Origin of the sequence: Streptomyces sp. NPDC090994, from assembly GCF_044768905.1 — a bacterium.
Taxonomy (GTDB): Bacteria; Actinomycetota; Actinomycetes; order Streptomycetales; family Streptomycetaceae; genus Streptomyces.
In genome coordinates this window covers 45,541-66,560 of record NZ_JBIVWS010000027.1, presented here as the reverse complement: position 1 = coordinate 66,560, position 21,020 = coordinate 45,541, and the positions used below count along the sequence as shown (strand labels likewise).

Annotated in this window: 21 protein-coding genes and 1 pseudogene; 7 read left to right on the top strand and 15 right to left on the bottom strand. The window is 70.0% G+C overall.

The window, feature by feature from the left end:
- Window positions 1-532: 532 nt before the first annotated feature.
- Together ACIQR3_RS33805 and mobF are read right to left on the bottom strand one after the other, a co-directional pair.
- Window positions 533-856: a hypothetical protein gene (locus tag ACIQR3_RS33805; protein ID WP_403544789.1), complete on the bottom strand. Its 324-nt coding sequence runs from the start codon at window positions 854-856 to the stop codon at window positions 533-535.
- Window positions 853-2,673, bottom strand: coding sequence for a MobF family relaxase (gene mobF / locus ACIQR3_RS33800; protein WP_403544787.1), 1,821 nt, complete (start codon window positions 2,671-2,673; stop codon window positions 853-855). Before mobF ends, ACIQR3_RS33805 begins: the two co-directional genes overlap by 4 nt.
- A 159-nt stretch (window positions 2,674-2,832) precedes the next feature.
- On the opposite strand from mobF, the gene ACIQR3_RS33795 reads away from it, so the two are divergent.
- The 3 genes from ACIQR3_RS33795 (at window position 2,833) to ACIQR3_RS33785 (ending at window position 4,903) form a co-directional block, all read left to right on the top strand.
- On the top strand, window positions 2,833-3,030 hold the full coding sequence (locus tag ACIQR3_RS33795) for a hypothetical protein (RefSeq protein ID WP_403544785.1): 198 nt from the start codon (window positions 2,833-2,835) through the stop codon (window positions 3,028-3,030).
- 221 nt (window positions 3,031-3,251) lie between these two features.
- A complete protein-coding gene (locus ACIQR3_RS33790) occupies window positions 3,252-3,506 on the top strand; it encodes a hypothetical protein (RefSeq protein WP_403544783.1) in 255 nt (84 codons plus the stop codon).
- 20 nt (window positions 3,507-3,526) lie between these two features.
- The gene (locus ACIQR3_RS33785; RefSeq protein WP_403544782.1) at window positions 3,527-4,903 is read left to right on the top strand and encodes a hypothetical protein; all 1,377 of its coding nucleotides are present in this window, start codon (window positions 3,527-3,529) and stop codon (window positions 4,901-4,903) included.
- Between the two features lie 303 nt (window positions 4,904-5,206).
- Here the strand turns inward: ACIQR3_RS33785 and ACIQR3_RS33780 are convergent, their stop codons facing one another.
- From ACIQR3_RS33780 to ACIQR3_RS33770, 3 genes are read right to left on the bottom strand one after another with little or no spacing between them, the layout of a single operon-like run.
- Window positions 5,207-7,249 (bottom strand): hypothetical protein, encoded by a 2,043-nt coding sequence (locus ACIQR3_RS33780; protein WP_403544780.1) that lies wholly within the window; start codon window positions 7,247-7,249, stop codon window positions 5,207-5,209.
- A gap of 6 nt (window positions 7,250-7,255) precedes the next feature.
- Complete coding sequence (locus ACIQR3_RS33775) at window positions 7,256-7,600, bottom strand: helix-turn-helix transcriptional regulator (RefSeq protein ID WP_007453321.1); 345 nt, start codon at window positions 7,598-7,600, stop codon at window positions 7,256-7,258.
- Window positions 7,597-8,724: a site-specific integrase gene (locus ACIQR3_RS33770; protein WP_403544821.1), complete on the bottom strand. Its 1,128-nt coding sequence runs from the start codon at window positions 8,722-8,724 to the stop codon at window positions 7,597-7,599. Before ACIQR3_RS33770 ends, ACIQR3_RS33775 begins: the two co-directional genes overlap by 4 nt.
- 482 nt (window positions 8,725-9,206) lie before the next feature.
- Between ACIQR3_RS33770 and ACIQR3_RS33765 the strand changes: the two genes are divergently transcribed.
- Window positions 9,207-9,476: a hypothetical protein gene (locus tag ACIQR3_RS33765; RefSeq protein WP_403544778.1), complete on the top strand. Its 270-nt coding sequence runs from the start codon at window positions 9,207-9,209 to the stop codon at window positions 9,474-9,476.
- Window positions 9,477-9,750: 274 nt separating this feature from the next.
- Here ACIQR3_RS33765 and ACIQR3_RS33760 read toward each other — a convergent pair whose 3' ends face one another.
- Window positions 9,751-10,842 carry a hypothetical protein gene (locus ACIQR3_RS33760; RefSeq protein ID WP_403544777.1) on the bottom strand — a complete coding sequence of 364 codons (1,092 nt, stop codon included), beginning with the start codon at window positions 10,840-10,842 and terminating at the stop codon, window positions 9,751-9,753.
- A gap of 334 nt (window positions 10,843-11,176) precedes the next feature.
- The gene (locus ACIQR3_RS33755) at window positions 11,177-11,959 is read right to left on the bottom strand and encodes a hypothetical protein (protein WP_403544776.1); all 783 of its coding nucleotides are present in this window, start codon (window positions 11,957-11,959) and stop codon (window positions 11,177-11,179) included.
- Between the two features lie 260 nt (window positions 11,960-12,219).
- Between ACIQR3_RS33755 and ACIQR3_RS33750 the strand changes: the two genes are divergently transcribed.
- Both ACIQR3_RS33750 and ACIQR3_RS33745 read left to right on the top strand, forming a co-directional pair.
- Complete coding sequence (locus ACIQR3_RS33750; RefSeq protein ID WP_403544775.1) at window positions 12,220-13,368, top strand: ParA family protein; 1,149 nt, start codon at window positions 12,220-12,222, stop codon at window positions 13,366-13,368.
- Window positions 13,365-14,462: a ParB/RepB/Spo0J family partition protein gene (locus tag ACIQR3_RS33745; RefSeq protein ID WP_403544774.1), complete on the top strand. Its 1,098-nt coding sequence runs from the start codon at window positions 13,365-13,367 to the stop codon at window positions 14,460-14,462. The genes ACIQR3_RS33750 and ACIQR3_RS33745 overlap by 4 nt, the downstream gene beginning before the upstream one ends.
- Window positions 14,463-14,659: 197 nt before the next feature.
- On the opposite strand, the gene ACIQR3_RS33740 is transcribed toward ACIQR3_RS33745, so the two are convergent.
- The 8 genes and pseudogenes from ACIQR3_RS33740 to ACIQR3_RS33705 form a co-directional block, all read right to left on the bottom strand.
- Window positions 14,660-15,346, bottom strand: coding sequence for a hypothetical protein (locus ACIQR3_RS33740; protein WP_403544773.1), 687 nt, complete (start codon window positions 15,344-15,346; stop codon window positions 14,660-14,662).
- Entirely contained in the window at window positions 15,343-16,128 is a 786-nt protein-coding gene (locus ACIQR3_RS33735; protein ID WP_403544771.1) for an HIT family protein, read from the bottom strand. Before ACIQR3_RS33735 ends, ACIQR3_RS33740 begins: the two co-directional genes overlap by 4 nt.
- Before the next feature lie 94 nt (window positions 16,129-16,222).
- Window positions 16,223-16,978 (bottom strand): NUDIX domain-containing protein, encoded by a 756-nt coding sequence (locus ACIQR3_RS33730; RefSeq protein WP_403544769.1) that lies wholly within the window; start codon window positions 16,976-16,978, stop codon window positions 16,223-16,225.
- A gap of 74 nt (window positions 16,979-17,052) precedes the next feature.
- Complete coding sequence (locus ACIQR3_RS33725; RefSeq protein WP_403544768.1) at window positions 17,053-17,769, bottom strand: hypothetical protein; 717 nt, start codon at window positions 17,767-17,769, stop codon at window positions 17,053-17,055.
- A gap of 112 nt (window positions 17,770-17,881) precedes the next feature.
- Entirely contained in the window at window positions 17,882-18,121 is a 240-nt protein-coding gene (locus ACIQR3_RS33720) for a hypothetical protein (RefSeq protein ID WP_403544766.1), read from the bottom strand.
- Window positions 18,122-18,213: 92 nt separating this feature from the next.
- Complete coding sequence (locus ACIQR3_RS33715) at window positions 18,214-18,969, bottom strand: hypothetical protein (RefSeq protein WP_403544764.1); 756 nt, start codon at window positions 18,967-18,969, stop codon at window positions 18,214-18,216.
- Window positions 18,969-19,709: a histone-like nucleoid-structuring protein Lsr2 gene (locus ACIQR3_RS33710; RefSeq protein WP_403544826.1), complete on the bottom strand. Its 741-nt coding sequence runs from the start codon at window positions 19,707-19,709 to the stop codon at window positions 18,969-18,971. The genes ACIQR3_RS33715 and ACIQR3_RS33710 overlap by 1 nt, the downstream gene beginning before the upstream one ends.
- Window positions 19,710-19,935: 226 nt before the next feature.
- Window positions 19,936-20,115 (bottom strand): annotated as a pseudogene (locus ACIQR3_RS33705) (diguanylate cyclase domain-containing protein); the annotation flags it as partial.
- Window positions 20,116-20,194: 79 nt separating this feature from the next.
- Here ACIQR3_RS33705 and ACIQR3_RS33700 point away from each other — a divergent pair.
- Entirely contained in the window at window positions 20,195-21,013 is an 819-nt protein-coding gene (locus ACIQR3_RS33700) for a phosphotransferase (protein ID WP_403544762.1), read from the top strand.
- The last annotated feature ends 7 nt before the right edge of the window (window positions 21,014-21,020 follow it).

Genomic DNA, 21,020 nt, shown 5'->3' with positions numbered 1-21,020 from the left:
CGCCGCGCCGCACCACCTCGGTGCGCTCCACCGCGCCGCGCCACCTCGGTGCGCTCCACCGGCATCACCGCACCGGGCGCGCCACGGCCGGGGCGGGCCCCTATATCACACACCCCCTTGACCGCGACCTGATCGCGAGCAGAAACGGGCGAGGTCAAGGGAAAACGTCGCGGTAGCAGAGCCGGACAAGGGGGTGTAGCGGAGCTGGACAAGGGGGGCGTGCGCGCCCGGCCGCACCTGATGGAGGGGGCGGCCGGCGGTGGGCGCACCGATGCGGTGCGCTGCATCGGATGCGGCGCACCGGCGCGCGCGAGTGCCGGGCATCGCCGGACGGTGCGGCGCACCGGGTGCGGTGGCGCACCGATGCGGTGCGCTCCACGGTGGAGTCCATCGTCATCCGGCGCACCGGAGTGGAGTCCACTCGGTGGAGCCCATCGGGTGGAGCCCACTGAGTGGAGCCCACTCGATGTCGTGCATCGTCACTGGATGCAGAACATCGTGGGGTCCACTCGGTCGACGATGCTCGGCATCGTCACCACAGCCAGGCGTTGGAGTGCCGCACCCGGGACAGGGCGCGGGCATCCCGGCGCGCGGCCGCGTTCCCGATCCTGCTCTGCCGGGAGCGGGGCCGTCGCGAGTTCGCCGCGGCGAGACGGCGCTTCCCTGCGTCCCGGAGCCGCTCCCGCTGCTTGCGCAGCTCCTTCTTCTGGTCCGCCTTCGACTTGAACTTCCGGGGCCGCTTCCAGACCGGCTGCCACCCCAGGTCCTCGTCGAGCGCGGCGGCCATCTCCGGGCGGGCCGCGCGGGCGCGGGCGAGTGCGTCGTCGGGGTTGGGCAGTTCTTCCGGGGTGCTCACGCGACTCCTCCTGAACGTCGGCCCGGGGTGTGCTGGACGCCGGGCTGCTGGGTGTGCGGCGACGGGGCCGTCGCCGGGGTGGGCTGCGGGCGAGGGCCGTGGGCGGCTTCGCGTGCCCGCCGGCTGTCCTGGAGCGTGGCGGCCAACTGCGCGGCGGCGGCTTCCAAGGTCTGGCGCGTTCGTTCCACCGTGTCGACGCCGGTCTCCGGCTCCAGGAGGCGGCCGTCCTTCGGACCGTTGCGGAACGGCCGCGGATGCGTCCTCGAGGCGGCGGGCACGGCGACAGCGCGTGGTCGGGTACGGGAGCCCAGCCGCTCCGCACGGCGCACCGCGTGGACCCGGGCGGCCAGGGCGTCGGCGGCGAGGCGGGCTCGCTCGTACAGCGAGGCGGTCCGCTTGCGGGTCAGCGGGCGCAGCACGGCCTGGTCCTCGGTGTCGTGCGGGTAGAGGGCGCGCAGGTCGGCGGTCATCATCCGCCGGCTCGCCGGGCGGGTGTAGTCGTCGACGACCGTCTGCACGATCTGTTCGTCCAGGCCGGGCTCGTGGGGTCGGCCGCGCAGGACGTAGGAGAGGTGGCGGCGGGCTTCGGCGAGCAGGTGGTGGCGTTTGAACGCGCCGCGCATCACGTACACCACGGCGACGACGTCGACGGCCGCCAGTGCTATGTCGACCACCGGCCGTACCCGCGCCCACACCGCCGCGGCCGCCGCCCTCGCCCGCTCCGCCAGCCGGTCGACGACGTCGGCGCCGAACGCCCGGATCGCCGATTCCCGCCATCGCCTGCGGAGCTCGGTCAGCGACAGCAGCTCCTTGCGCTTCGGTGAGCGTGTCTGGTCGGCGGCCTGGCAGGCCAGCGCGTAGCCGGCCTTCTCCCCCGGCGCGTGCCCCTGCTGCTCCTCGTACTTGTCCGTGAGGACGGACAGGGCGTCCTCGATCTGCTGGCGGCGGGTCGACTGCCAACCGATGAGACGTCGGTCGATCCCGGCGATGTCCATGACGGGCCGGCGGCCGGGCGTCACCTCGCGCGGCTCCCACGCCCACCCGAGCCGGGCGGACACCTCCTCCATGAAGTACAAGGTGTAGAGGGTGTCAGCGGCGACTATGTGGGTCATCAGCGAGTCCGCCGACAGGTTGCCCCACTTCCCGTCGTGCGGCCGCCGGGCGCGGACCGACACGACCGCGTGCGCGTGGAGCAGGGGCCTCGATTCCGTGGCTCTGGACTCGTAGTGCCGGAACACCGCGACGATCAGCCCGTCCTTGACCCGGGCCCGCTGCTTGCCGCCGGCCTTCGAGCGGATCTCCGCGACCGACTCCTCCAGCCACGCCAGCGTCTTGTCCTGAGCGACGTCGTCGCACAGCTCCAGCACCCGGCGGTGCCAGTCGTCCATCAGGGCCCACGCGAGGTGTGCCGTCGGCGGGGGCCGGAACACCAAGTCGAAGGCCAGCCAGGGGGTGCGCTCCTTGGCCTTGTCGGTCTCGGGTGAGCGGTTGTGCTCGATGGGCCTGCCCAGCACGGTCGCCCGCCGGGCCTGCTCCGGGGTCTTGCCCTGCGCCAGGAGCTCGCGCTCGATCCGGTCGGCGTCCGGGTGCCGGCCCTCCCCCAGGAGGAGTTCGGCCTGCCGCTCGGTCACCACGTCCCCAGCCGTCAGGCCGAGCGCTGCCAGGCCCCGGCCCTTCCACACGCCGGGCGGGACACCGGCTTCGTCCTGGGCGGCGCGCAACGGTGTGCCCGCCTTGCGGTGGCCGTCGCCGACCATCACGCCACGGAAGAGGTAGCGCACCCCGGCCCCTGGGCGAACTGGCGACATGCTGATCATCACCACATGGAACCCCGGCGCTGACCTGCACAAAAGCGTGATCCGGGGTCGGTCCCGCCGGGCGGGAGGCCATCACCAGATCTTTACCGCCCAGCCCGCCAGACGGGCCGCGACGCCAACCCGAGACGGTAAGCCGCCGGTGTGTGCACAGTCCGCCGCATGAATACGAACCTCCTCCACGGAGACCTCTGCCCGCTGTGCGGCCGCCCCCTCACGCTGCGCCCGACCGTCGAAGTCCGCTCGAACGTGCCGTACCCCACCCGGACCGACTACCTGCCCCACTGCACCAGCTGCGCCAACGATCCGGCCGACAAGCAGAAGTGGTTCGACCTGATGAACGCCCGCTACAGCGGCTGACCCGGGCCGTGCGAATACTGCGCCACCACCACACCAGCACCGCCCACCACGAAATCCGCCCCGAGCCGACTCCAACGCCATCCAACGCGCACCAACGCACCTCTTCCCCAACCGCCCACCACCGCTGAGCACACCGCGTCACCGACGCCCTTCAACACGAACAGCCACCACCGCCCCCGGCCGACTCCGGCCGGGGGCTTCGTGCGTCCTGGAGGTTCACCGTGCCCACCTACGAGACCCTGCCCCGCTTCAACAACGACCTGGGCCGCCTCACCCCAGAGCAGCGCCGCCGGTTCCGCCGGACCGTGGCGGCCTTCGTCGAGGACCTGCGCACCGGCCGCTTCCGCGCCGGCCTCCGCGAAGCGCTCGGGTTCGCGGAATCTGGCAGGGGTCTGACGGGGAACTCGTCCGCCAGCCTGTGTTTCCGGCGTAGAAGGAGTGGGTTCCGGCAGTTGGTCGATGCAGCCTGTCAGTAGTCGCCCGTACGCTCAGGCCCGTGAACCTTGAGGATCTTGAATGGCAGTCACGGACACTCGGCGGAATATCTCCTCGCCTGGTCACCATGCTCGTGGAGCAGGGGGAGGTGGAGCTGCTGGTTCAGGCCGCATCGGAGCGGGGGGAGTGGTTCTGCGCCCAGGCGGCGGCTCGTGAGCTGTCCCGGGCGGGCGAGGTCGAGCGGGCCTTGGGCGTGCTGGAGCCGTTCATCGAGGCTGGGTGGAACCGGGCGCGCTGGGAGGGGGCCGAGGTCCTGCTCGAGGCGGGGAGGGTGCAGCAGGCACTGGACGCCGTCCGCCCGGACGAGGAAGGCCTTGCCTCGGAGTGGGTGCGCCACAACTTCGCGGAACTGCTGGCCAAGGCGGGCCAGCTAAACGAGGCGATCACCGTACTCACACCGCATCTGGACAGGAGGTGGATTCTGTCCACCCTCGTCGAGCTGACAAAGGGACAGGGCCGTGATGAACAGGTCCTGGAGCTGATCGCCCCGCACGCTGAGCGGGCCCGCAGCGCCCGCGGCGAGAAGCGTTGGGGCTTTCACCCCAGCAACGCGCAAGATCTCCAAGCCCAAGTCCTGGAGCGTGCGGGCCGGGTCGATGAAGCCGTACGGATACTTGGGGCAGACATCGTAGCCGGGCATTTCGTGGTCCAGAACACGCTGATCGCCTACGCCGAGCTCCTGCGGCGCCACGGGTATGTGGAGGAGTTGCGTGTGCTGGGCACCGGCGAGCGTGCGGGTGAGACGCTCGCGCACTACGCGCGGGCGCTTGAAGACGACGGGCAGGCAGGTGAGGCGGAGGCTGTGCTGCGGCGTTTCATCGCAGCCGCCGAGTATCCGGACCGGTTCCGCTGGCCTCTGATCGAACTGCTGGGCCGCCAAGGTCGGATCGAGGAAGCCATCGAGGTGGGTCGCCCGACGTTCGATTACCACGATGCCTGCCTTTTCGAGGGCGTCATTCACCTGCTGCATGAGGCAGGCCGGCTGGACGATGCTCTGGCGCTCCTCGACGAGCGCAGTGCTGAGTTCGTCGAGGAGCACTCGTCCTGGTTCAGCTCGAACCGGATCTGGTTGCTGGGCGAGGCTGGCCGGCACGAGGAGGCCCTCGCCTACGCGGGGACGCTGCCACGGGACGTGTACGGCCTGACGGTCAGCAAGGCGTGGATCCTCGATGAGATGGGGCGCGTTGAGGAGGCCCTCGCCCTGCTAAGAGCGGACACCGAAGTGCGGCCGTCGGAAGTGGCCGAGCTGCTCATCCGGCATGGCCGCGCCGCTGAAGCCATCGCCGGAATGCCCTCCCTCGCCGAACAGCATGCGGCCAGCCGACGGCGTGATGCGGCCGCGCAGGCTGGCCGGGGCCCCAACGATCCTCCCTTCTAGAGGGCGGGCTCTGCTGAGCGTCACCGGGGCAGCTTCGCCGTGCGTTCGGGATGGGCCGCGGTGACATAGTGCATGGCGGTCTTTTCCGTGATCCCGAAGAGCCTCATCAGCCGGAGGGGGTCCGCTGTTTCTGCTGCTTCGTTGAGAATGCGGTCCTGGCGCAGGCGGACCAGGGTGAGCCCTTGGGGCAGGTCGGCACGGAGCAGGGTCGTCCCGACGGCGGGGTGGTCGGGGTCGAGCGCCGATCTCTGGCTGACGAGCAGGCGGGGGTTGGTCGAGGCGGGCCAGCGGCGGTGTCGGTAGTCAAGCCAGTCGGCGGCGATCTGGTGGGTGAGTTCCTCCAGGTAGAGGGTGTGCCGTCGAAGGCCGCGTCGGATGACGAGGGTGCCGCGTGCGAGGTCCAGGTCGCAGGTCAGGATCGTGCGGAGTTCGTGAACGGGCACGGCGTGGACTGCGGCCAGGACGAGGACCAGACGCCCGAGCGGGGTCTTCGTCTGCTGCAAGGCGCCGGCCAGCAGGTCGCTGGGGGACGGGCTTCGGGATGCCTGTCGGGTTCCCGACGCGAAGGTGCTGGACGGGGTCGCGGAAGACCACCCGTTCCCGCTTCAGTGTTGCGAACAAGCTGCGCAGGGCGAGGGCGAGCTGCCTGCGGGCACGTCCGACATAGCCGTCCACGGCCGCGTCGACGTGCTGCCGGGTGACCTCTCGAAGCGAGAGGTCACCTGCCTGCGCCCAGGTGCTGAGCACGGGCTGGAGGGAGGCCAGGTACGGGCGGATCGCGTCGTAGCCGCGGCCCTCGCCCTCGTGGCGGCCCCGGCTTCGCAGCACCTTCACCCACTGTCCTACCTCGTCGGCGAGGACCTCCGGCAGCGCGGCGAGGGTGGTGTCGATCCATGTCCGATCGACGTCGCGGTGGAGGTCGGGGTCCTGGAGGAGGATGCCCCGGTCGCGCAGGAATTGGCAGACGGTCTTGGCCTTGAGGTCTGGGCCGGTCCGGGCCAGGTCGTGGATGTCCCGCTCAGAGATGGCTGCTTGGGCGCCGCACCAGTAGAGGATGATGCTCAGGGTGCGGATGTTGCTGTTGTGACTGGGTGACTGCCGCTCGTGCAGAACCCGGCTGAAGTCCTCGACCAGCCGTGTGGCCGTCCCGGTCAGCATCAGTTCGGCCGTGTTCCGGCCTTGGAGGCGCGGCAGCAGCCGCTTCCAGTCGCGTCGAATGGCGAACAGCTGCTCCTGCCCGGCCGCGGTGTGCGCCGGTGCGGGTGGCAGGTCCGCGTGGGACGGTTCGTCGGCCGGGATCGGCGGGGGCGGTCCGGATCCGCCGATGGGCACGTCGATCAGCAGTTGTGTGTACTGGCTGGTGGTGGGCTGGGCGTCGTCAAGGAGACGGTATGGGCGGCAGCCGCGGCAGCGTCCCTTCCGCAGCGGGAGTTCCTGCCGGTGGCAGCGTGTGCAGGTGCTCCGCGCCAGCTTGGCGTGCCAGTGCTGACAGGGAGTGCAGCGGGAACCGTACTGGCCAGAGGGCATCCACGCCTGGCAGTCCGCACACGAATGCGGCGTCCGGCACCAGGGCACCCGGCCGGCCACGGTCCGGGGTGGGCGGCGGACTGCTGGGAACAGTCGCAGGGGTTCCGGCTCGGAGGCCAGCAGCCCGGCCCGCTGGAGAACGAGGCGAATCGTGTTGCGGCCGGCGGGCAGGTCCCGCAGGAGCACCTCGGGCAGCAGCCAGGTGCCTTCGGCCGCGCGGACCGCCAGCGCGAGTCGCAGCAGCGCGGCCTTGCGGTATCGGGTCCCGCGGCTCAGCCCTTGTTCGGCGGCGATCTCCTCCAGCACCGCCTGGGCTTTCTCCCACTCGGGCACCGGACGGCCCGCAACCGCCCGGGCCGTGTCCGCGGTCAGAGTCCTGGGGATCGTGAACAGCGGGATCTGCCCCCACGCGCCCGGCTCCAGCGCCGCGGGCCGCTGCTCGGTGCCCGCGCGCTGCTGCCGGAGTCTGAGGTTCCACACCTCGCTGGTCCGCGGACCGGTGCCGCCGGCCCGGCTCAGCTGGCGGGCTGAGTCCGCGCGGTCGTGATAGACGCCGACTGTCAGCTGGAGGTCACGCGGCGGTGCCCCCTCGATGCCCAGAGCCCACTCGGCGTCGTCCAGCAGCCGGATCGCCTGCAGGCACGAGCGGCACAGACCGTCGGAGTTCAGCAGCCGCTCGTGCCGGCACCGCGGACACGTTCCCCGCTCGCGGTAGTGCTGTCGCCAGCGCCTGCACCCGGCGCAGGCCCCCCGCTGGTTGAGGACGACCCAGCCCAGACAGTCCGCACAGCTCCGGGCCGTTGCCCGGTCCGCGGCCACCGGCGCTCAGCTCGGCGGGAGCGAGCGCGGCCCACTCCCCCGGCGGCTTCCCGGCACCGGCCGCACCGGCCCCGACGGCAACTCCGCGCCGTCGGCCGTCCGCTCCCCTTCCTCCGGCACCGCCTGGGTCCCGGCGTGGGGCTCGGCCTGCAGCAGGTCCGCGACGGTGCAGCCCAGCGCGGCGCACATCAGGTCCAGGTCCTCCAACCGCACCGTGACCGGAGTCCCGCCCCACAGCGCGGCGACCTTGCTCAGCGACGGGTTGAACCCGACCTGCCGGAACGCAGCCAGCACCTCGGTCGGCCGCCACAGATCGCGCTGCGCGGCCACCATCCGCAGATTCCACTTCACCTCAGGTTCCCCCTGTCCATCACCAGTCGTCGGGCCGCCCGGGAGCTGGCCTCCACGTTCGCGTGCTCAGGATCGGCCTGCGCGGTCGCCATGTACCGAAGAGTCGTGGTTGCCCAGGCGTGTCCGAGGACCTTCTGTACCTCCCACAACGTCATCCCGCGCTCGTAGTTGTGGGTCGCGCACGCGTGCCGGAGAAGGTGCGGGAAAAGGTCGGTGACCGGCCCGCTCAGGTAGCTCGCCGCCGCGCTGTGCAGGGCGCGACGGAACGTCGAGGGCACGATCGCCGGCGCGATCGGAAGGTTCAGCGCCGCGATCGCCGTCGGCTTGCGCTCCGACGGCCACAACGGCGCCCGCGGGTGCTCGGCATCATCACCGAACTCACCCCGGATCTGCTCGATGTACCACCACAGCAGAGCCCGGCCCTCCTGGAACAGGTACGCCTCGCGCGGCCGCGGTCCCGAACCGCTCGCGCCCTTGCCCAGGACGACGAACCGGCCCCACTGACCGTGCTCCCAGTGCACGTCCCCCATGCAGACGCCGCACAACTCCGCCGCACGGACGCCCGACAAGTAGGCGATCTTCGTCATCACGTAGTCGCGGCAGGCGACCAGGTACTTCCGCGCCCAGGGCAGGTCCTCGCGCCAGCGGCCGAAGAACATCTTCATCGCCGCCTGCGACGGCGGGATTCTCAGCCCGAAGTCGCCTCGGTGCCGGGGCCTGTTGAACGGATCGATCGGCGACTCGACCACAGCCCCGAAGCGGCTCATGATCTCGCCCGCGTACCGCTGCTCCAGGAACGCGAAGTACCGGTCGATCTTGCCGATCTTGTACCGCATCGTCGACTGGGCCCGCTTCCCCGGCCCGGCGAAGTACCGGTCGACCTCACGGGAAGAGAGTTGCCACGGCACCGTGCCGTAGAACTCACAGACCTCGATCACCGGCTTGATCAGCCCGTCCAGCGTCTCCTGCGCCAGCCCGGCCGCGTCCCGGGCCCACTGGTACTCCGACAGCGTGTCCAGGAAGAAGCTCTCCTCGTCGTGCGCCGAGATCCTTGCCTGTCGGCGCCGCTGAAGCGTCACGACGTCCGCGAGCCCGGCCTCGACCGACACCGAGGCCGGGTCCACCGGCACGCCTGGCTCCGGCACGGTGCGTACGAGCGACAGGGTGCGACTTTCGAGATCCGACACAAAGCCGCAGATTACGGCGATCACTCGCAGAATCTGCGAGTTACTGCGGAGATCTCACACCATCGAGTGAACGGGCCCAGCACGCCGATCTACCAGCTGAAATGCGACGTCGACACGCCAGACGGCCACGAACGAACCCGTACGTACTCCACCAGTCAAGCGCGTCCAGCGCGCACCCGGCGTCTACGAACTCACCTGGTCCGCAGGCACCGGCCCCGCAGGGCGCGCCACCTGGGAGTACGGGCCCGAACGCCGCCCCGGCACCCCCCACGTGGTCTGGCGGCGCATCGGCACGCACTCGATCCTGTCGAAGCCGTAGCCGACCCGGCCGAGCGGGATGGGCTCCCCTCGGGGGAAGAGGTGCTCGAAGCAGGAGGGGCGGCCGGTCCGGTGGATACGCCGCGACGATCAGCTGAACCATGAAGTACGACCCCGGCGACTGCCTCGCGGCTGCTGTCGAAGGCGACCAACTCGCCTACGCCCCGGAGTCGCTCGGGGCCAGCGAGGCCGGGCACACCGAGCCGCGACCGAGGGCCAGGCCCTACTGGCTGTCCGTCACCTCCTCCGACCTCGCGCGGCTCCTGGAGCGCCGGGCCGCCATCCAGGTCGTGACGCTCCGGGAGCATTACGGGCTGTCCTGGCGGCGGATGTACGACTCCAGCCGACGCCACCTCAGCCTCGGGGCCTGACGGGTGCCCGCCCCTGCCCGGCTGGTGGGCCGGGCAGGGGCGGGCACGCGGGGCAGTCCCGGGCCGACAGCCGCGAGGCGTCGGTCCAGGCGCAGGCGAACGCGCTGTACGCCGACCTCAGGGGGGCCGGGAAGCGGCCGAGGCCATGGCCGCTGCGGAGAGCGTGATCACCGTGGAGGGCGACCACTACGGCAACCCGGAAACCCTCCGCGACCGCAGCGCACGTACGGGTTCCGCTCGCACACCTGCGAGTCGAGGCCCCAGGGGCTCCCCCCTAAGCGCTCGGGTCCGCCGTCACCCGAGCCAAGCCCCTGAGTTCTGCACCCGGGACAAAAACACGCGCGTCACGGCGCGCGGCCGCACTGCCATGTTGGGTGGGCAGCGCCTGCTCAAGCCATACTGGCTCGGCCCCTGCGGCAACCAGCCGCTCATACACGTCCGAGTTCCTATAGCCGGTCCTGGTTCGGCGGAAGTGAATGGAGACCCCTCCCTGGTCGCCCTGGGGTACGAGTCTGAACCAGCAGGAACGCTCCGCGCCTCCGTCGCAGTCACATGGTTTGCAGGCGCAGTAGTCATGCTTCACCTGGAGCGGCATCCCCCACCTTGGGTGTGTCAGGTGGTCGATGAGTGTGTCGTGGTTCACTGTGACGCCGTGCTCGTAATTGAGCTCGAATTTCCATCCGAGGCCGTGTTGCCAGTACTTGACGCAGTACGGCTTCGTGACTGTGTGGAGGAGGGCGATGCGGCGTAGCAGGCCGCTGCCGACCCACGCTGCATCTGCTCGTTCCTGCCACCAGGTGGCGTCTTGGTCGAGGTAGTCACGTTCGTGGCTGGTCAGTTCGGGCGCGTCCCATAGGGGGGTGAGCTCGTGCTCTGTGCACCAGGCTCGGTGATCAGCGAGGATCGAGAGCCAGTGGTCCTGTGTAGGCCCGGTCAGGGTGACGCGGGCATCGGTGCCGGCCAGGCCGAGGTGAAGACCGTCCGCGTCGATGCGGTGAAGCCTGGCACCGATCATGCCGCCAGGACTTTCTGACTCCTTGCCGTCGGTGTACCAGGTCGGTAGCAGGGCTCCGACCGTGTGCTCGGGAAGTCGGTGGCGGGGGCCGAGCTTGGGGTCCAGTCGAATCGCCAGGTGGTCAGCGGCGGGCAGGGTAAAGGCGACGCCGGCGGGGTGGGCGCAGTAGTCGACGGTGCCGCCGAGGCGCTCGAAGACGCCGGCTTCAAGGAGGCACTGATCGCGGCCCGCGTTGGGCACTGGGTGCTGGTCTACCACAGGGGCAAGTCGCTGCAGGCTGGCCTGGTGGCTGGTGCCGGTGCAGTGGGAGCGGTAGCGGGCCTTCTGCGTAAGCGCGCTTCCGTGGGTCATGGTGGTCCTGAACCGTGCGCCGTCCGACCCCGGCGCACTCAGGTTCGGAGTTCTGAGTGTGCTGGTATGTGTGAGGCGGGGCCTGGCTCCTTCACACCCACGATCAGCATGCTGGGCACCTGGTCGGACGGTGCGCCTGTGAGTGATGGCCTCCTGATAGGCCTTCTCAGAGCGTAGCGGCGCGGCCGGTTGGTTGAGGGGTGTCGCGTCCAGTGTTCACCTCTTCGGTCCACCCGGCGTTGGAGCCTTGACTGCACTGGTCCTCTGGTTTGAGGGACGTCTTGGCCAAGCGCGTATGCCTGCTCGTGAGGCTTTCCGCCGGGTGCGGGTTGGTTCAGTCGGCGGCCTCGTGAGGTGTCGTGTTCACCGTTCTGAGGAGGGGGATCAGCGTGAGGACCTGCTCCTTGAGTGCTGATGGCAGGTGGTCGAGGGCTTGGGCGTCATCCGGGTAGTTGCAGAAGTGGGCGTGCAGAGCCGCTTCCAGTGCTTCGTGCCGGTCCGCAGCGCTCCATCCCGTTCGAGCAGCGATGTCGCTGCCAACGGAGTGCCAGACCCCGGTGTGTTCCGGTTCGGGCTTGCCGGTCAGACCTGCCAGGTGTTCCTCTGCTCGCGGCGTGAGGTATTCCTGGACCTGGCGGTCCTCGTTGACCTGGAGGTAGCGGCGCAGGAAGTACTCGTCGACTCCCTCGTCGCGCAGGTACGCAGTGATCGTGCCGATCATCAGGCGTAGTTGGGCCATGGCGTCTGTGAGTTTGTACAGCGTCATGGCTTGCCATTCGGCGAAGTCGTTGCGCCAGTGGCCTTCGTCCATCGCGAAGTACAGGTACTTGCTGATCCGATGGGAGTGGTAGCGCACCAGCTCGGTCAGGGCTTCGGGAACGGGTTGCTTGTGGAAGTAGTCGACGTCTCTGCCAGCGGGGACGTCGCCCGTGTGGGTGCTGACGTCGGGCTTGGGGAGCCGGTCGAGCGGACTGCTTCGAGGGCAGCCGCGTAGGACTCGCCGGTTTCTGCCTGACGACGCCGGGCGGCATTGGCCCGTGCCTGGTTGTGGGACTGCATTGTTCGGCTTCCGCGCCAGTCCCGTGACCCGGCGCTGGCAGTCGGTGATGACGTGCATGGCCGTCAGTGATTACGCGGTGCGTATGCCAGCTGTCGATGCGAAGCACCGCTCACGGGGCGGTGCTTGCTGAGCTGGAGCCGTCACGAAGCGACTCTGGGAGGTGAACGACCGGAGGGCGGCTCGGTTACGACTGGCGGTGATCCTCGAGGCCGGGTGCTGATAAGTCAGCAGTGGGCACCGGTGGTGCTGAGGCCAAGCGGGTGTTTCGCGTCCCTGTGGCTCCCTGTCCCGGAAACGACCTAGTAATGTTCGGCCTCATGAGTATCCCTAGCCCCAGAGGGGAGCGAGAAAAGCTAATCACCGCTCTCACTCCCCAGCTGCGCAGGCACCTGAAGATCCGGGCTTTCGAGCACGGAATGGACATCCAGGACGCGGCTGAGCACGCGATCAAGGCCTGGTACGAAGCTGACGGCCTAGCCGAGGTGAAGACCGATGGCGCCAAGACGTGGGGGACCTTCCTTCCTGCCGGCGAACCCGACAGGTTCAAGGCCACCTGCGCGGAGCGTGGTGTCACCTACGTCCAAGGCCTGGCCCAGGCGTTGACACTCTGGCTGGACACGCACCCCTCACCCACCACACCGCTCACGGAACAGCCGGTCGTCCGGGTCATAGTGGCCAATCAGAAGGGCGGCGTCGGCAAGACGTTCATTTCGAGCGGCATCGCTCAGGCTCTCGCCGAGGCGGGGCGCCGAGTGCTGATCGTCGACTACGACCCGCAGGGGCACCTCACCGCAGAGCTCGGGTTCGAGGACCTCATGTACGAGGACGATGTCGAGACACTGCTGATGCACATGGACGGAACCGCCAGGGGCGACATCCATGACCTGCTGGTCGCTCTGGACCACGAGCGGTTCGGGGAGCGGCTGCACCTTCTGCCGGCCAGCGATGACGCGTTCCTGCGGGACGTGGCACTATCCAAGGTCTCTTTCAGCGAGGCTGCTCTGGAGCGAGCGCTGGAGCCGCTGGAGAGCGACTATGACGTCATCATCATCGACGGGCCGCCCAGCCTCGGTCTGAACATGGACACCGCGCTGTACTACGTCCGGCGCCGCGATGGTGAACTGTCAGACCGGTCGGGTGTCATCACACCGGTCTGGGCCAATAAGGCATCCCATCGGGCGTTCCGGCTTCTCCGTTCTCAGATGGAGGACCTGTGCCGTAAGGGACGCATCACCGTGGACTACCTCGGTCTGGTTATCAACGCCTACGACAGCAGACGCGGAAAGCTGGTCAAGGAGAACCGCGACCAGTGGGAGCTCAGCAGTTCGCCGTCGGTGCTGGCGGTCATCGGGGATCTGAAGGAAGGGCGCGAAGCTGCGGACGGGGAGATCCCGCTGCTGGAGTACGCGCCTGACAGCGAGCACGCACAGGCGATGCGTGACCTGGCGAAGGAACTGGCGGTATGAGGAAGACCAAGGCGAAGGCTCCGCAGGAGCGCGTGACGCGCGGCTTCACCATGGATGGGGACGGCGCGGACGGCGGGCAGTCTCCGCCGCGGCGTGTACGGACGCGGCAACAGATCATCAACGGGGAGGGCAAGCGGCCGCCGGCTTCGGTGCCGTTGCGGGAGTTGGCGCACAACCCGTTCAACCCTCGTGATGAGTACACCGACATCGAGGAGACCGCGGAGTCGCTTCGCGTCCGCGGGCAGATTCAGCCGGTCACTGTCGCGCGGCGGGCAGCGTTCCTGAGCGCGCACCCCGATCAGCAGGAGCAGATCGGTGAAGCCGCGTACGTGGTCATCGACGGCAACCGCAGGCTTAGGGCTGCAGCCCATGCCGGGTTGACCGAGCTCCGGATCGACGTCAACGACGAACTCTCGGCGAGCGCATCCGACATCCTGGAGTCGGCGCTGATCGCCAACGTCCACCGCGTAGACGTGCCGCCGCTCGACCAGGCCAAGGCGATCCAGCAGCTTGTGGAGGTTCATGGCTCTCAGGGAAGGGTGGCCAAGCGGCTGGGCAAGACGCCTGCCTGGGTGTCGCAACGACTGGCGCTGCTGGAGCTGGCGCCGGATCTGCAGAAGGCGGTGGAGACCGGGAAGCTGAAGGTGGAGCCGGCCCGCCGTATCGGCCGGCTGCCGAAGGACAAGCAGGCGCCTGCCGCGCAGAAGGCCATGGCGGCGGCGAAGACCCCTCGTCAGCGTTCCCCTCGTCGGCAGTTGGGTGAAGGGAGCCCAGCACCGACCGTTAACGGCGTTAATACCCCGGAGACGGCCGGCGCTGAGAAGCCCGGTCAGCTCAAAACCGTTAACGCCGTTAATACCCCGGACCCGGAGACGTCAGCGCCGAACGAGGCTGATGCTGCAGGACAGAGCGACGGTAGCCAGCCCCGCCCGCTTCCGTACGGCGACGCGGTCTTCGTCGTTCATCACCTACACCGCAAGATGGAGCTATCGGTCTTCTCCGAGTCGGCTCGGCTGTTGCTGCAGATTCTGCGGGAGGAACATCCGGACGAGTACGCGGTGCTTCTGCGGGATGTCATTCAGTCTGAGCAGTAGGTTTGACCGCGTAAGTTCCTGCTCGAACGCAAAAAGGCCCGGCACCTTCGCGATCATCCGCGAGGGTGCCGGGCCTTCGGGTGTTCAGACCGCCCGGGATGCGGGCGCGCCTTCGTCGGGCGTCCAGAGCTGTTTGACGGGGTACAGGGTGCCGTCGTCACCCTCGCTGGTTTCGATCTTGTACAGGGGCGGGGCAGTCACGCGCTCACCCCCGCGACGGCGGCGTCTAGGAGCGCCACGGCGTCGGCCTCGTACGGGTCGGCGAACAGGTGGTGGTCGCTGACGTCGAACGGCGCGTACCGGACGCTGACGCGGTGCTCGTGGACGAGGGTGGTCTCCCTCCCGTCCAGCGCGGTGGTGATCCGGTCGTGGTCCTGTTGGGCGTGCCGGGTCTGGGTGTACGGGCCGTGGCGCAGCAGGGTGTAGCCGTCGAGGCTGTCGTCGCGTCGGCGGGCCTCGGTGTAGAGGGCGTAGTGCGCCGGGTCCATGCCAACGTCGTCGGGTAGGGGAAGGTTGGCGGCGGCGTGGGTGAGCATCGCGTAGCCGGGCTGCCAGAGGCCGAGGGTCGTTGTGGTCTGGCAGCGCAGCCAGCCGCGCTCGGTGTAGCCAAGCCGGCGACCGTGGAGGTGGGCGCCAGCGTGTGGGGTGTCGGGGTGGACCAGGGCGACGGCGATCAGGTCGGGGCCGTCGTCGCCGCCGGGCCGGGTGTGCGCGCGCTCGAAGAACGGCCCGATGCTGACGGCGATGTCCTGGGCGCCTCCGGGGGCCCAGGGCTGCGGGCTGCGCAGGGCGGTGAGCGTCGCTCGGATCTGGTCGGCGACGGCCTGGTCTTCGGGGGAGAGGGCGACGGGGACGTGGCCGCAGCGGCGGAGGAGTCGCTTCATTGGGAGGTGGGCTCCTGTTCGCCGGTGGGGTGAGTCCAGGGGAGGGCGAGGCCGTCGCCTGTGGTGCGGGGGACGAGGTGGCCGTGCAGGTGGAACACGGTCTGTGTGGCGTCCGGGCCGCAGGAGGTGAGGTAGTTCCACTGTCCGCCGATCTGCGCGGCGAGTTCGGCGGCACGCAGTTGCACGGTGGCGGAGACGACAGGGTCGGTCGTGAAGTCTGCGACGTGGCCGCGTGGCAGGACCAGGAGGTGGCCGTTGGTGCAGCCGCCGCTGCGGGGCACGATCGCGAGGGCGTCGTTCCACTCGTGGACGATGGTGGCTGGTGCGTCATCGTGGATGATCCGGCAGAACGGGCAGTCGGGGCGCGGGTGTTTGCGGGGCACCGGTGGCCGGTTGATGTGGTGGTGGGTGACGTGGACGCGGGCGCCGGTCTCTTGCATCCGGCGGCCGATGGCGTCCGCGATGGCGGGTGCGCGGTGGCGGCCGTACCAGCAGTTCACCAGGAGCTGGACCGGGCGATCGTGCGCGGCGGCGCGCAGTGCGCTCAGTTCGTGGACGGCATCGGTGATGATATGGGCCGCGCCCGGGGTGCCCAGGACGTAGTCGCGTACGCCGGCGTCGCGTCCGGTCTGCTGGGCGACGATATCGGCGAGTGCCGGGTCGTCCGGCGGGTTCAGCAGGGCGTTGGTCAGGTTGATGCCGAGGACGGCGGCGCGGTAGCGGGGCGGGGGAGCGTCCTGCCAGCGGGCGCCGAAGGAGTCGATGAACACATCGGTCGTCATGGAGCCTCCAGGTTCGGAGTCGGGCGGGAACGCCGGAGCGCCGCGCGTGCCCGGGAGGGGCAGGCGCGGCGCTCCGGTGGTTGGGGTGCGTTGTTCAGGAGCTGGGTGCCACGGCCGTGTTGAGGATGTCGGCGTGGTCGAACGCGAGCCGGTCCGGCAGGTGGTTCAAGGGCCACCAGCGGGCGGTGCGGGCGTCGCCGTGGGCGGTGATCTGGGTGTCGGCGGGGACGACGGCGAGGTAGGCGTCGGTGCTGTACCGGCCGCGCGGGTCCCGGCCGGGCTTGTCCCAGGTGCCGATCGGGCGCAGGTCGCCGACGGTGACGTGGAGGCCGGTCTCCTCGTCGAGTTCCCGGGCCGCGGCCTCGCGGCTCGACTCCCCCGGGTCGACGTGGCCGCCCGGCAGGGCCCAGGCCCCTTCGTAGGGCGGCCAGTCGCGCTCGATCAGCAGGACGCGGCCGTCCGGGGTCAGCACGACCACGTCGGCGGTGTACCGGGTGGTGTCGGGAGTGTGGGTGTAGCGGACGGGTTTGCCGAGGCTTTGGGCGTAGTCGATCTCGCTGCGGGTGCTGTCGCCGATGTAGCCGTCGGGGTTGACGACGAGGACCTCGTCGGCGAGGTCGATCTTCCGGCGGTGCAGTTCGCCCAGCTGCTGCTTGAGGCGGCCGGCCCGGTTCGGGTCCGCCCACAGCGGGTGCGGTTGCCTGAGGTTGCAGCCGGGGGCGAGGACGATGCGGCCGGCGGCGGTTTCGTACAGGTTGGCTTCGGCGAGGGCGTCCCAGTGCCGGGTCGACCCGCACAGCGCGACGATCGGCGGGCGGGCTTCGGTGGTGGTGACGGTCTGGCGGGGCACAGGCGGTCCTTCCGTAGGTGAACGGCGAAGGTAGTGGCCGGGGGCAAATCCTGCTGCCGCCCCGGGGGGCTCTGCTAGACGGTGGGCGTGTGCGCGGCGGCGGCAGCGGGCTGGGCGGGGTTCGCCGCGAGTGCGGCGTGGCGCTGCTGGAGCTGGTCGATGGCCGTGTCGTCGGTCAGGGCCGTGGTGATCAGATCGCGCTGGTACGCCATGCTGGCAAGGGCGCCGCGGTGGTAGCGGCACGACTCCTGCGCTTCGGCACAGGCGGGGCAGTCCTCCCAGTCCAGCGGGTCGTAGGGCGCGGTCTCCGGTCCGGGCAGTCCAGCGGCCGCCCGACGGGTGGCGGGGGAGTCGGGGCCGGCGGTGAACAGGTCCTCGCGCCAGGTCGGTGGCAGTGCGTGGAGGTAGGCGGCCAGGGCTGCCGCGATGGGCGGGTAGTTGTTGTAGAGCGATGCCCAGATCCGCTGGGCCTCGGTCACCGGGTCGGCTGCGGACGGCAGCTCGTCAGCGTCACGGGCGTAGGCGCGGGCCTTCGCCCGGCGCTCCTCCCAGGTGCTGGTGTCGATCCCGGCCTGCGCCGCTGCGCCCAGGATGCGGGTGTCGTCGAGGAAGTCGGGGGCGAGCGTGGCGGCGGCGAGGTGTTCGGCTGCGGCGGGGTCGTGGTGGGCGAGCGCGGCCAGGGCCTGGTCGGTGCGGAGGGCCGCGCACTGCGTCCGGACGTCGGTGTTGGCGTAGGCGGCGGCCAGCAGCCGGGTACGCAGGCGGGTGAGGTGGGTGGGGGCATCCGTCATGGGGCTGCTCCTGGGTGAAGGAATGGGTGCGAAGGCCGGCGGGGCGGTCGGAGCCTGGGCTGCGGCCGCCCCGCCGAGGCAGGAAGCCCCCGGGCCGGGGCGGGGGGCGGGGTCAGTGGGCGGCGAGGGCGGCCCGGTGCTCCTGGTGGTGCTCGGCGGCTGCGGGCTCGGCGAGCTGCCTGACGTGGTGGGGCCGGCCGACGTCGCCGTGCTCGGAGCAGACGACGGCATACGCGGTACGGCCCGGGCAGCCGGAGGCGGGGTTGCGTGGCTTGCCCGAGGGCTTCACCGCGTGCTTGCAGGGGGTGTTGTCGGCGTGCCGGGGTTCTACGCGGATGGTGATGCTGGCCATGGGTCTCCTGTGGGGATGCGAGGGAGCGCCGTGCCTGCCGGTGGGCGGGGCACGGCGCTCGGGGTTGAGGTGGTCAGGTACAGGCGTTGCCGTCAGGGTTCGGGGTCCTCGAGGTCACAGACGTCGCCGAACATGTCGTCGATCACGCGGGTGACCTGCATCCGGTTCTCGGGACGTGTGGAGCTGAGGACCGTGCCGGTGAGGCTGACCAGGTCGATGTCCTCGAACAGCTCGGTGATGTCGGCGATCGTCCTCGAGTCCGGGACGGTGCTCGCGTCGGGGCGTTCGCTGTCCAGGTGGCAGCCCATGGTGTGAGCCTGGTCGGCGAGCTGGTGGGCGCGGGCCGGGGTGATCACGATGCTGTGGCAGTGCTGACGGCTTGAGCCGAGGACTCCGGTCGGGCTGATGTGGATACGGATGCCCGTCTCCGGGCCGTGGGCGCCGGCCAGGGCGGTGAGGGCTTCGGCGAGGGCTTCGATCGCCGTGTCACGCTCCGCGTCTGCGCCCCTTGCGGTCACGGTGCCCGCATCATCCCCGTCTCCGTCCAGGTCCAGTGCCGGGGCTTCCCAGAGGACTTCAAGAGTGTCGGCATGCAGCCGGATGACCCCGTCCGCGGTGTCCGGGAGCGTGAGATGGCCGGTGACCCGGAGCAGGTCGCCGGGCTGCCGCTCGGTGAGCAGGGCCTGCGCGATCTCCGGCTTGATGGTGGTGCAGGGGATGACCGCTTCGTCCCGCAGGTGGTCGGTGCCGGCGGAGCAGGTCAACCGCCAGCAGACGGCGCCCTCGCGGTCGCCGGGTTTGGCGTCGTCAGCAAGGAAGCCGTCCAGCACGATGGGAAGGGCGTCCATCAGCTCGCCTCCGCCCCGTCGGTGGTGCGGTGGGCGGCGTCGTAGGCGTCCAGAACGGTCCTGGGCGGGACGCCCCGGTCGGCAACCTGGTGCCCGTTGGCACGCGCCCATACCCGGACCGCAACCAGTTCCTCCCTGCTGCGCTTGCCGCTCCGCGCCGCAGGAACCCCCGCGGGGACCAGGAGCGCGGCATCCTGGTCGGCCGTGGCGGCACGGGTACCGGTCTTCACCGCACGCAGCTGCGCCTGCGCGGCCTCCAGTTCGGCCTTGGCCTTCGCGACGCGCTCCTCAGCCCGCTGCTGGGCGGCGTCGGCGGAGCGGCGCTCCGTCAGTTCGGTGAGGTCGCTGCGCACGCGGGCGGCCCGGTTGCGGACGCCGGCGGCGGGGTGCCTATCCGCCCAGACGAGCAGCGCCTCGATCCCGCCTGTGCCCGCCGTGCCCACGGTGCTGCCGGACGTAGTCGCCACGGCGGACGCCTCCGGGGCGCCGGCGCTGTCGTCCGAGGCCGGCTCGGAGAGAGCAGCGGGGGCGGCCGTGTCGGCGTGCCGGACGGCTTCGGTGAGTTCGTCCTTGGACAGTCCGAGCGTGGTGCGAACGTGCTCGGGGCTGTCGCAACCGCGCCACGGCCAGGGCATGGGACGGTTCTCCGGGTTCTTCCCGGCGAGGATGCAGGTGGCGTAGGGCTGGCGGATCGTGATGCCGCGGATCCAGTCGCCCTCGGGCTGGGGCGTGATGCTCACGCGGCTCGCCCCCACAGGCTCGTGCCCGGGCGGCCGGCCAGGCGGTCGTTGACGGACGGCAACGTGGCGTGCGCGGCGGTGGCGATGACCGCGCGACCGCAGTACTTGCCCCCGTAGAGGGCGGCATCGGACGCGCGCTGCAACGCGGACAGGTCTCGGTGACGTCGCCGGTCGCGGCGCCGACCGAGGCGGCGACGTCCACCGCCTGGCCGTCGTCCAGGGTTACCGGCGTACGCAGCCTCTGCACCAGCTGAGCGAGGCGGATCTCGCGGCGGGCGGCGGGCAGCTCCAGGACGACGGCGAACTCGTCACCACCGAGGCGGCCCACGGCTACGCGCGGGCCCGCCCAGGCGGTGAGCCGGGCCGCGATCGCCTTGAGGACATCCTCCCCGGCCAGGTGGCCCATCGTGTCGTTGACGTCCTTGAAGGACTTTTCCCGGACTACGGCGTCGGGGCTTGTGTGCCTGATGGCAAGATCGCGTTTCATGACTTCCGTTCCGTGGAGTACTCACGCTGTCGAGCTCCAGCCCGGCAGTGTGATCAAGAGGTTTCGGCGCGAGAGGCGTGAGGGGGGCGAGCGGGAGTGGCGTGCGCTGACGCTGCTCGCTGCGTATGCACCGGACTTGGCCCCTGTGCCGCAGAGCGCGGACCTTGTGGCCGAAGAGCCGGTCGTGGTTATGTCGCGCCTGCCAGGTGAACCGCTTCGAGGACAGTGGCTCAGTGCTCAACAGCTGAAGGCCCTGGCTGCTGCGGCAAGTGAGCTCTATGCGGCCGTGCCTGCGGACGTCCTGAGCGAAATCCCTGTCAGGCCCGGTCGCCAGCACGAACTCATCGCCCAGATTCGTGCTTGGGCGCCGCAAGCTCGTCCACGAGTCAGCAGTGAGGTGGGCGAAGCCATGGACCGCGGCCTTGCATGGCTGACCCACTCGGGGATGGACCGTGTCGACCAGCCGGATGTCCCTCTGGTCTTCGGTCCCGGCGACGGCAATCTCGCCAACTATCTCTGGGACGGCTCCCGCGTACGGGTCGTCGACTTCGAGGACTCTGGTCTCAGCGACCGTTCTTTCGAACTGGCAGAGATCACTGAGCACGTCGCCAGCTGGGTCGACCAGCCTCTGGATGTTGAGGCGTTCTTGGGTCAGTTCGATTTGAATGCTGCCGAACGTGTTCGGCTTCCGAAGGTCCGCAGGTTGCTGGCACTCGTGTGGTTGTTCCTTCTGTCCTTCGACGACCCTGAGCGCCCTCGTAATCCGCCAGGAACGGCCGAGCGACAAGCTGCCCGGCTGTCCAGGCTTCTCGCCTGAGACCACG

Excerpts from the sequence above, each read along its gene's own strand:
- mobF (WP_403544787.1), bottom strand. The coding sequence starts at position 2,673 with ATGATCAGCATGTCGCCAGTTCGCCCAGGGGCCGGGGTGCGCTACCTC.
- ACIQR3_RS33795 (WP_403544785.1), top strand. The coding sequence starts at position 2,833 with ATGAATACGAACCTCCTCCACGGAGACCTCTGCCCGCTGTGCGGCCGC.
- ACIQR3_RS33765 (WP_403544778.1), top strand. The coding sequence starts at position 9,207 with ATGAAGTACGACCCCGGCGACTGCCTCGCGGCTGCTGTCGAAGGCGAC.
- ACIQR3_RS33760 (WP_403544777.1), bottom strand. The coding sequence starts at position 10,842 with ATGACCCACGGAAGCGCGCTTACGCAGAAGGCCCGCTACCGCTCCCAC.
- ACIQR3_RS33755 (WP_403544776.1), bottom strand. The coding sequence starts at position 11,959 with ATGCACGTCATCACCGACTGCCAGCGCCGGGTCACGGGACTGGCGCGG.
- ACIQR3_RS33750 (WP_403544775.1), top strand. The coding sequence starts at position 12,220 with ATGAGTATCCCTAGCCCCAGAGGGGAGCGAGAAAAGCTAATCACCGCT.
- ACIQR3_RS33745 (WP_403544774.1), top strand. The coding sequence starts at position 13,365 with ATGAGGAAGACCAAGGCGAAGGCTCCGCAGGAGCGCGTGACGCGCGGC.
- ACIQR3_RS33740 (WP_403544773.1), bottom strand. The coding sequence starts at position 15,346 with ATGAAGCGACTCCTCCGCCGCTGCGGCCACGTCCCCGTCGCCCTCTCC.
- ACIQR3_RS33735 (WP_403544771.1), bottom strand. The coding sequence starts at position 16,128 with ATGACGACCGATGTGTTCATCGACTCCTTCGGCGCCCGCTGGCAGGAC.
- ACIQR3_RS33725 (WP_403544768.1), bottom strand. The coding sequence starts at position 17,769 with ATGACGGATGCCCCCACCCACCTCACCCGCCTGCGTACCCGGCTGCTG.
- ACIQR3_RS33720 (WP_403544766.1), bottom strand. The coding sequence starts at position 18,121 with ATGGCCAGCATCACCATCCGCGTAGAACCCCGGCACGCCGACAACACC.
- ACIQR3_RS33715 (WP_403544764.1), bottom strand. The coding sequence starts at position 18,969 with ATGGACGCCCTTCCCATCGTGCTGGACGGCTTCCTTGCTGACGACGCC.
- ACIQR3_RS33700 (WP_403544762.1), top strand. The coding sequence starts at position 20,195 with ATGACTTCCGTTCCGTGGAGTACTCACGCTGTCGAGCTCCAGCCCGGC.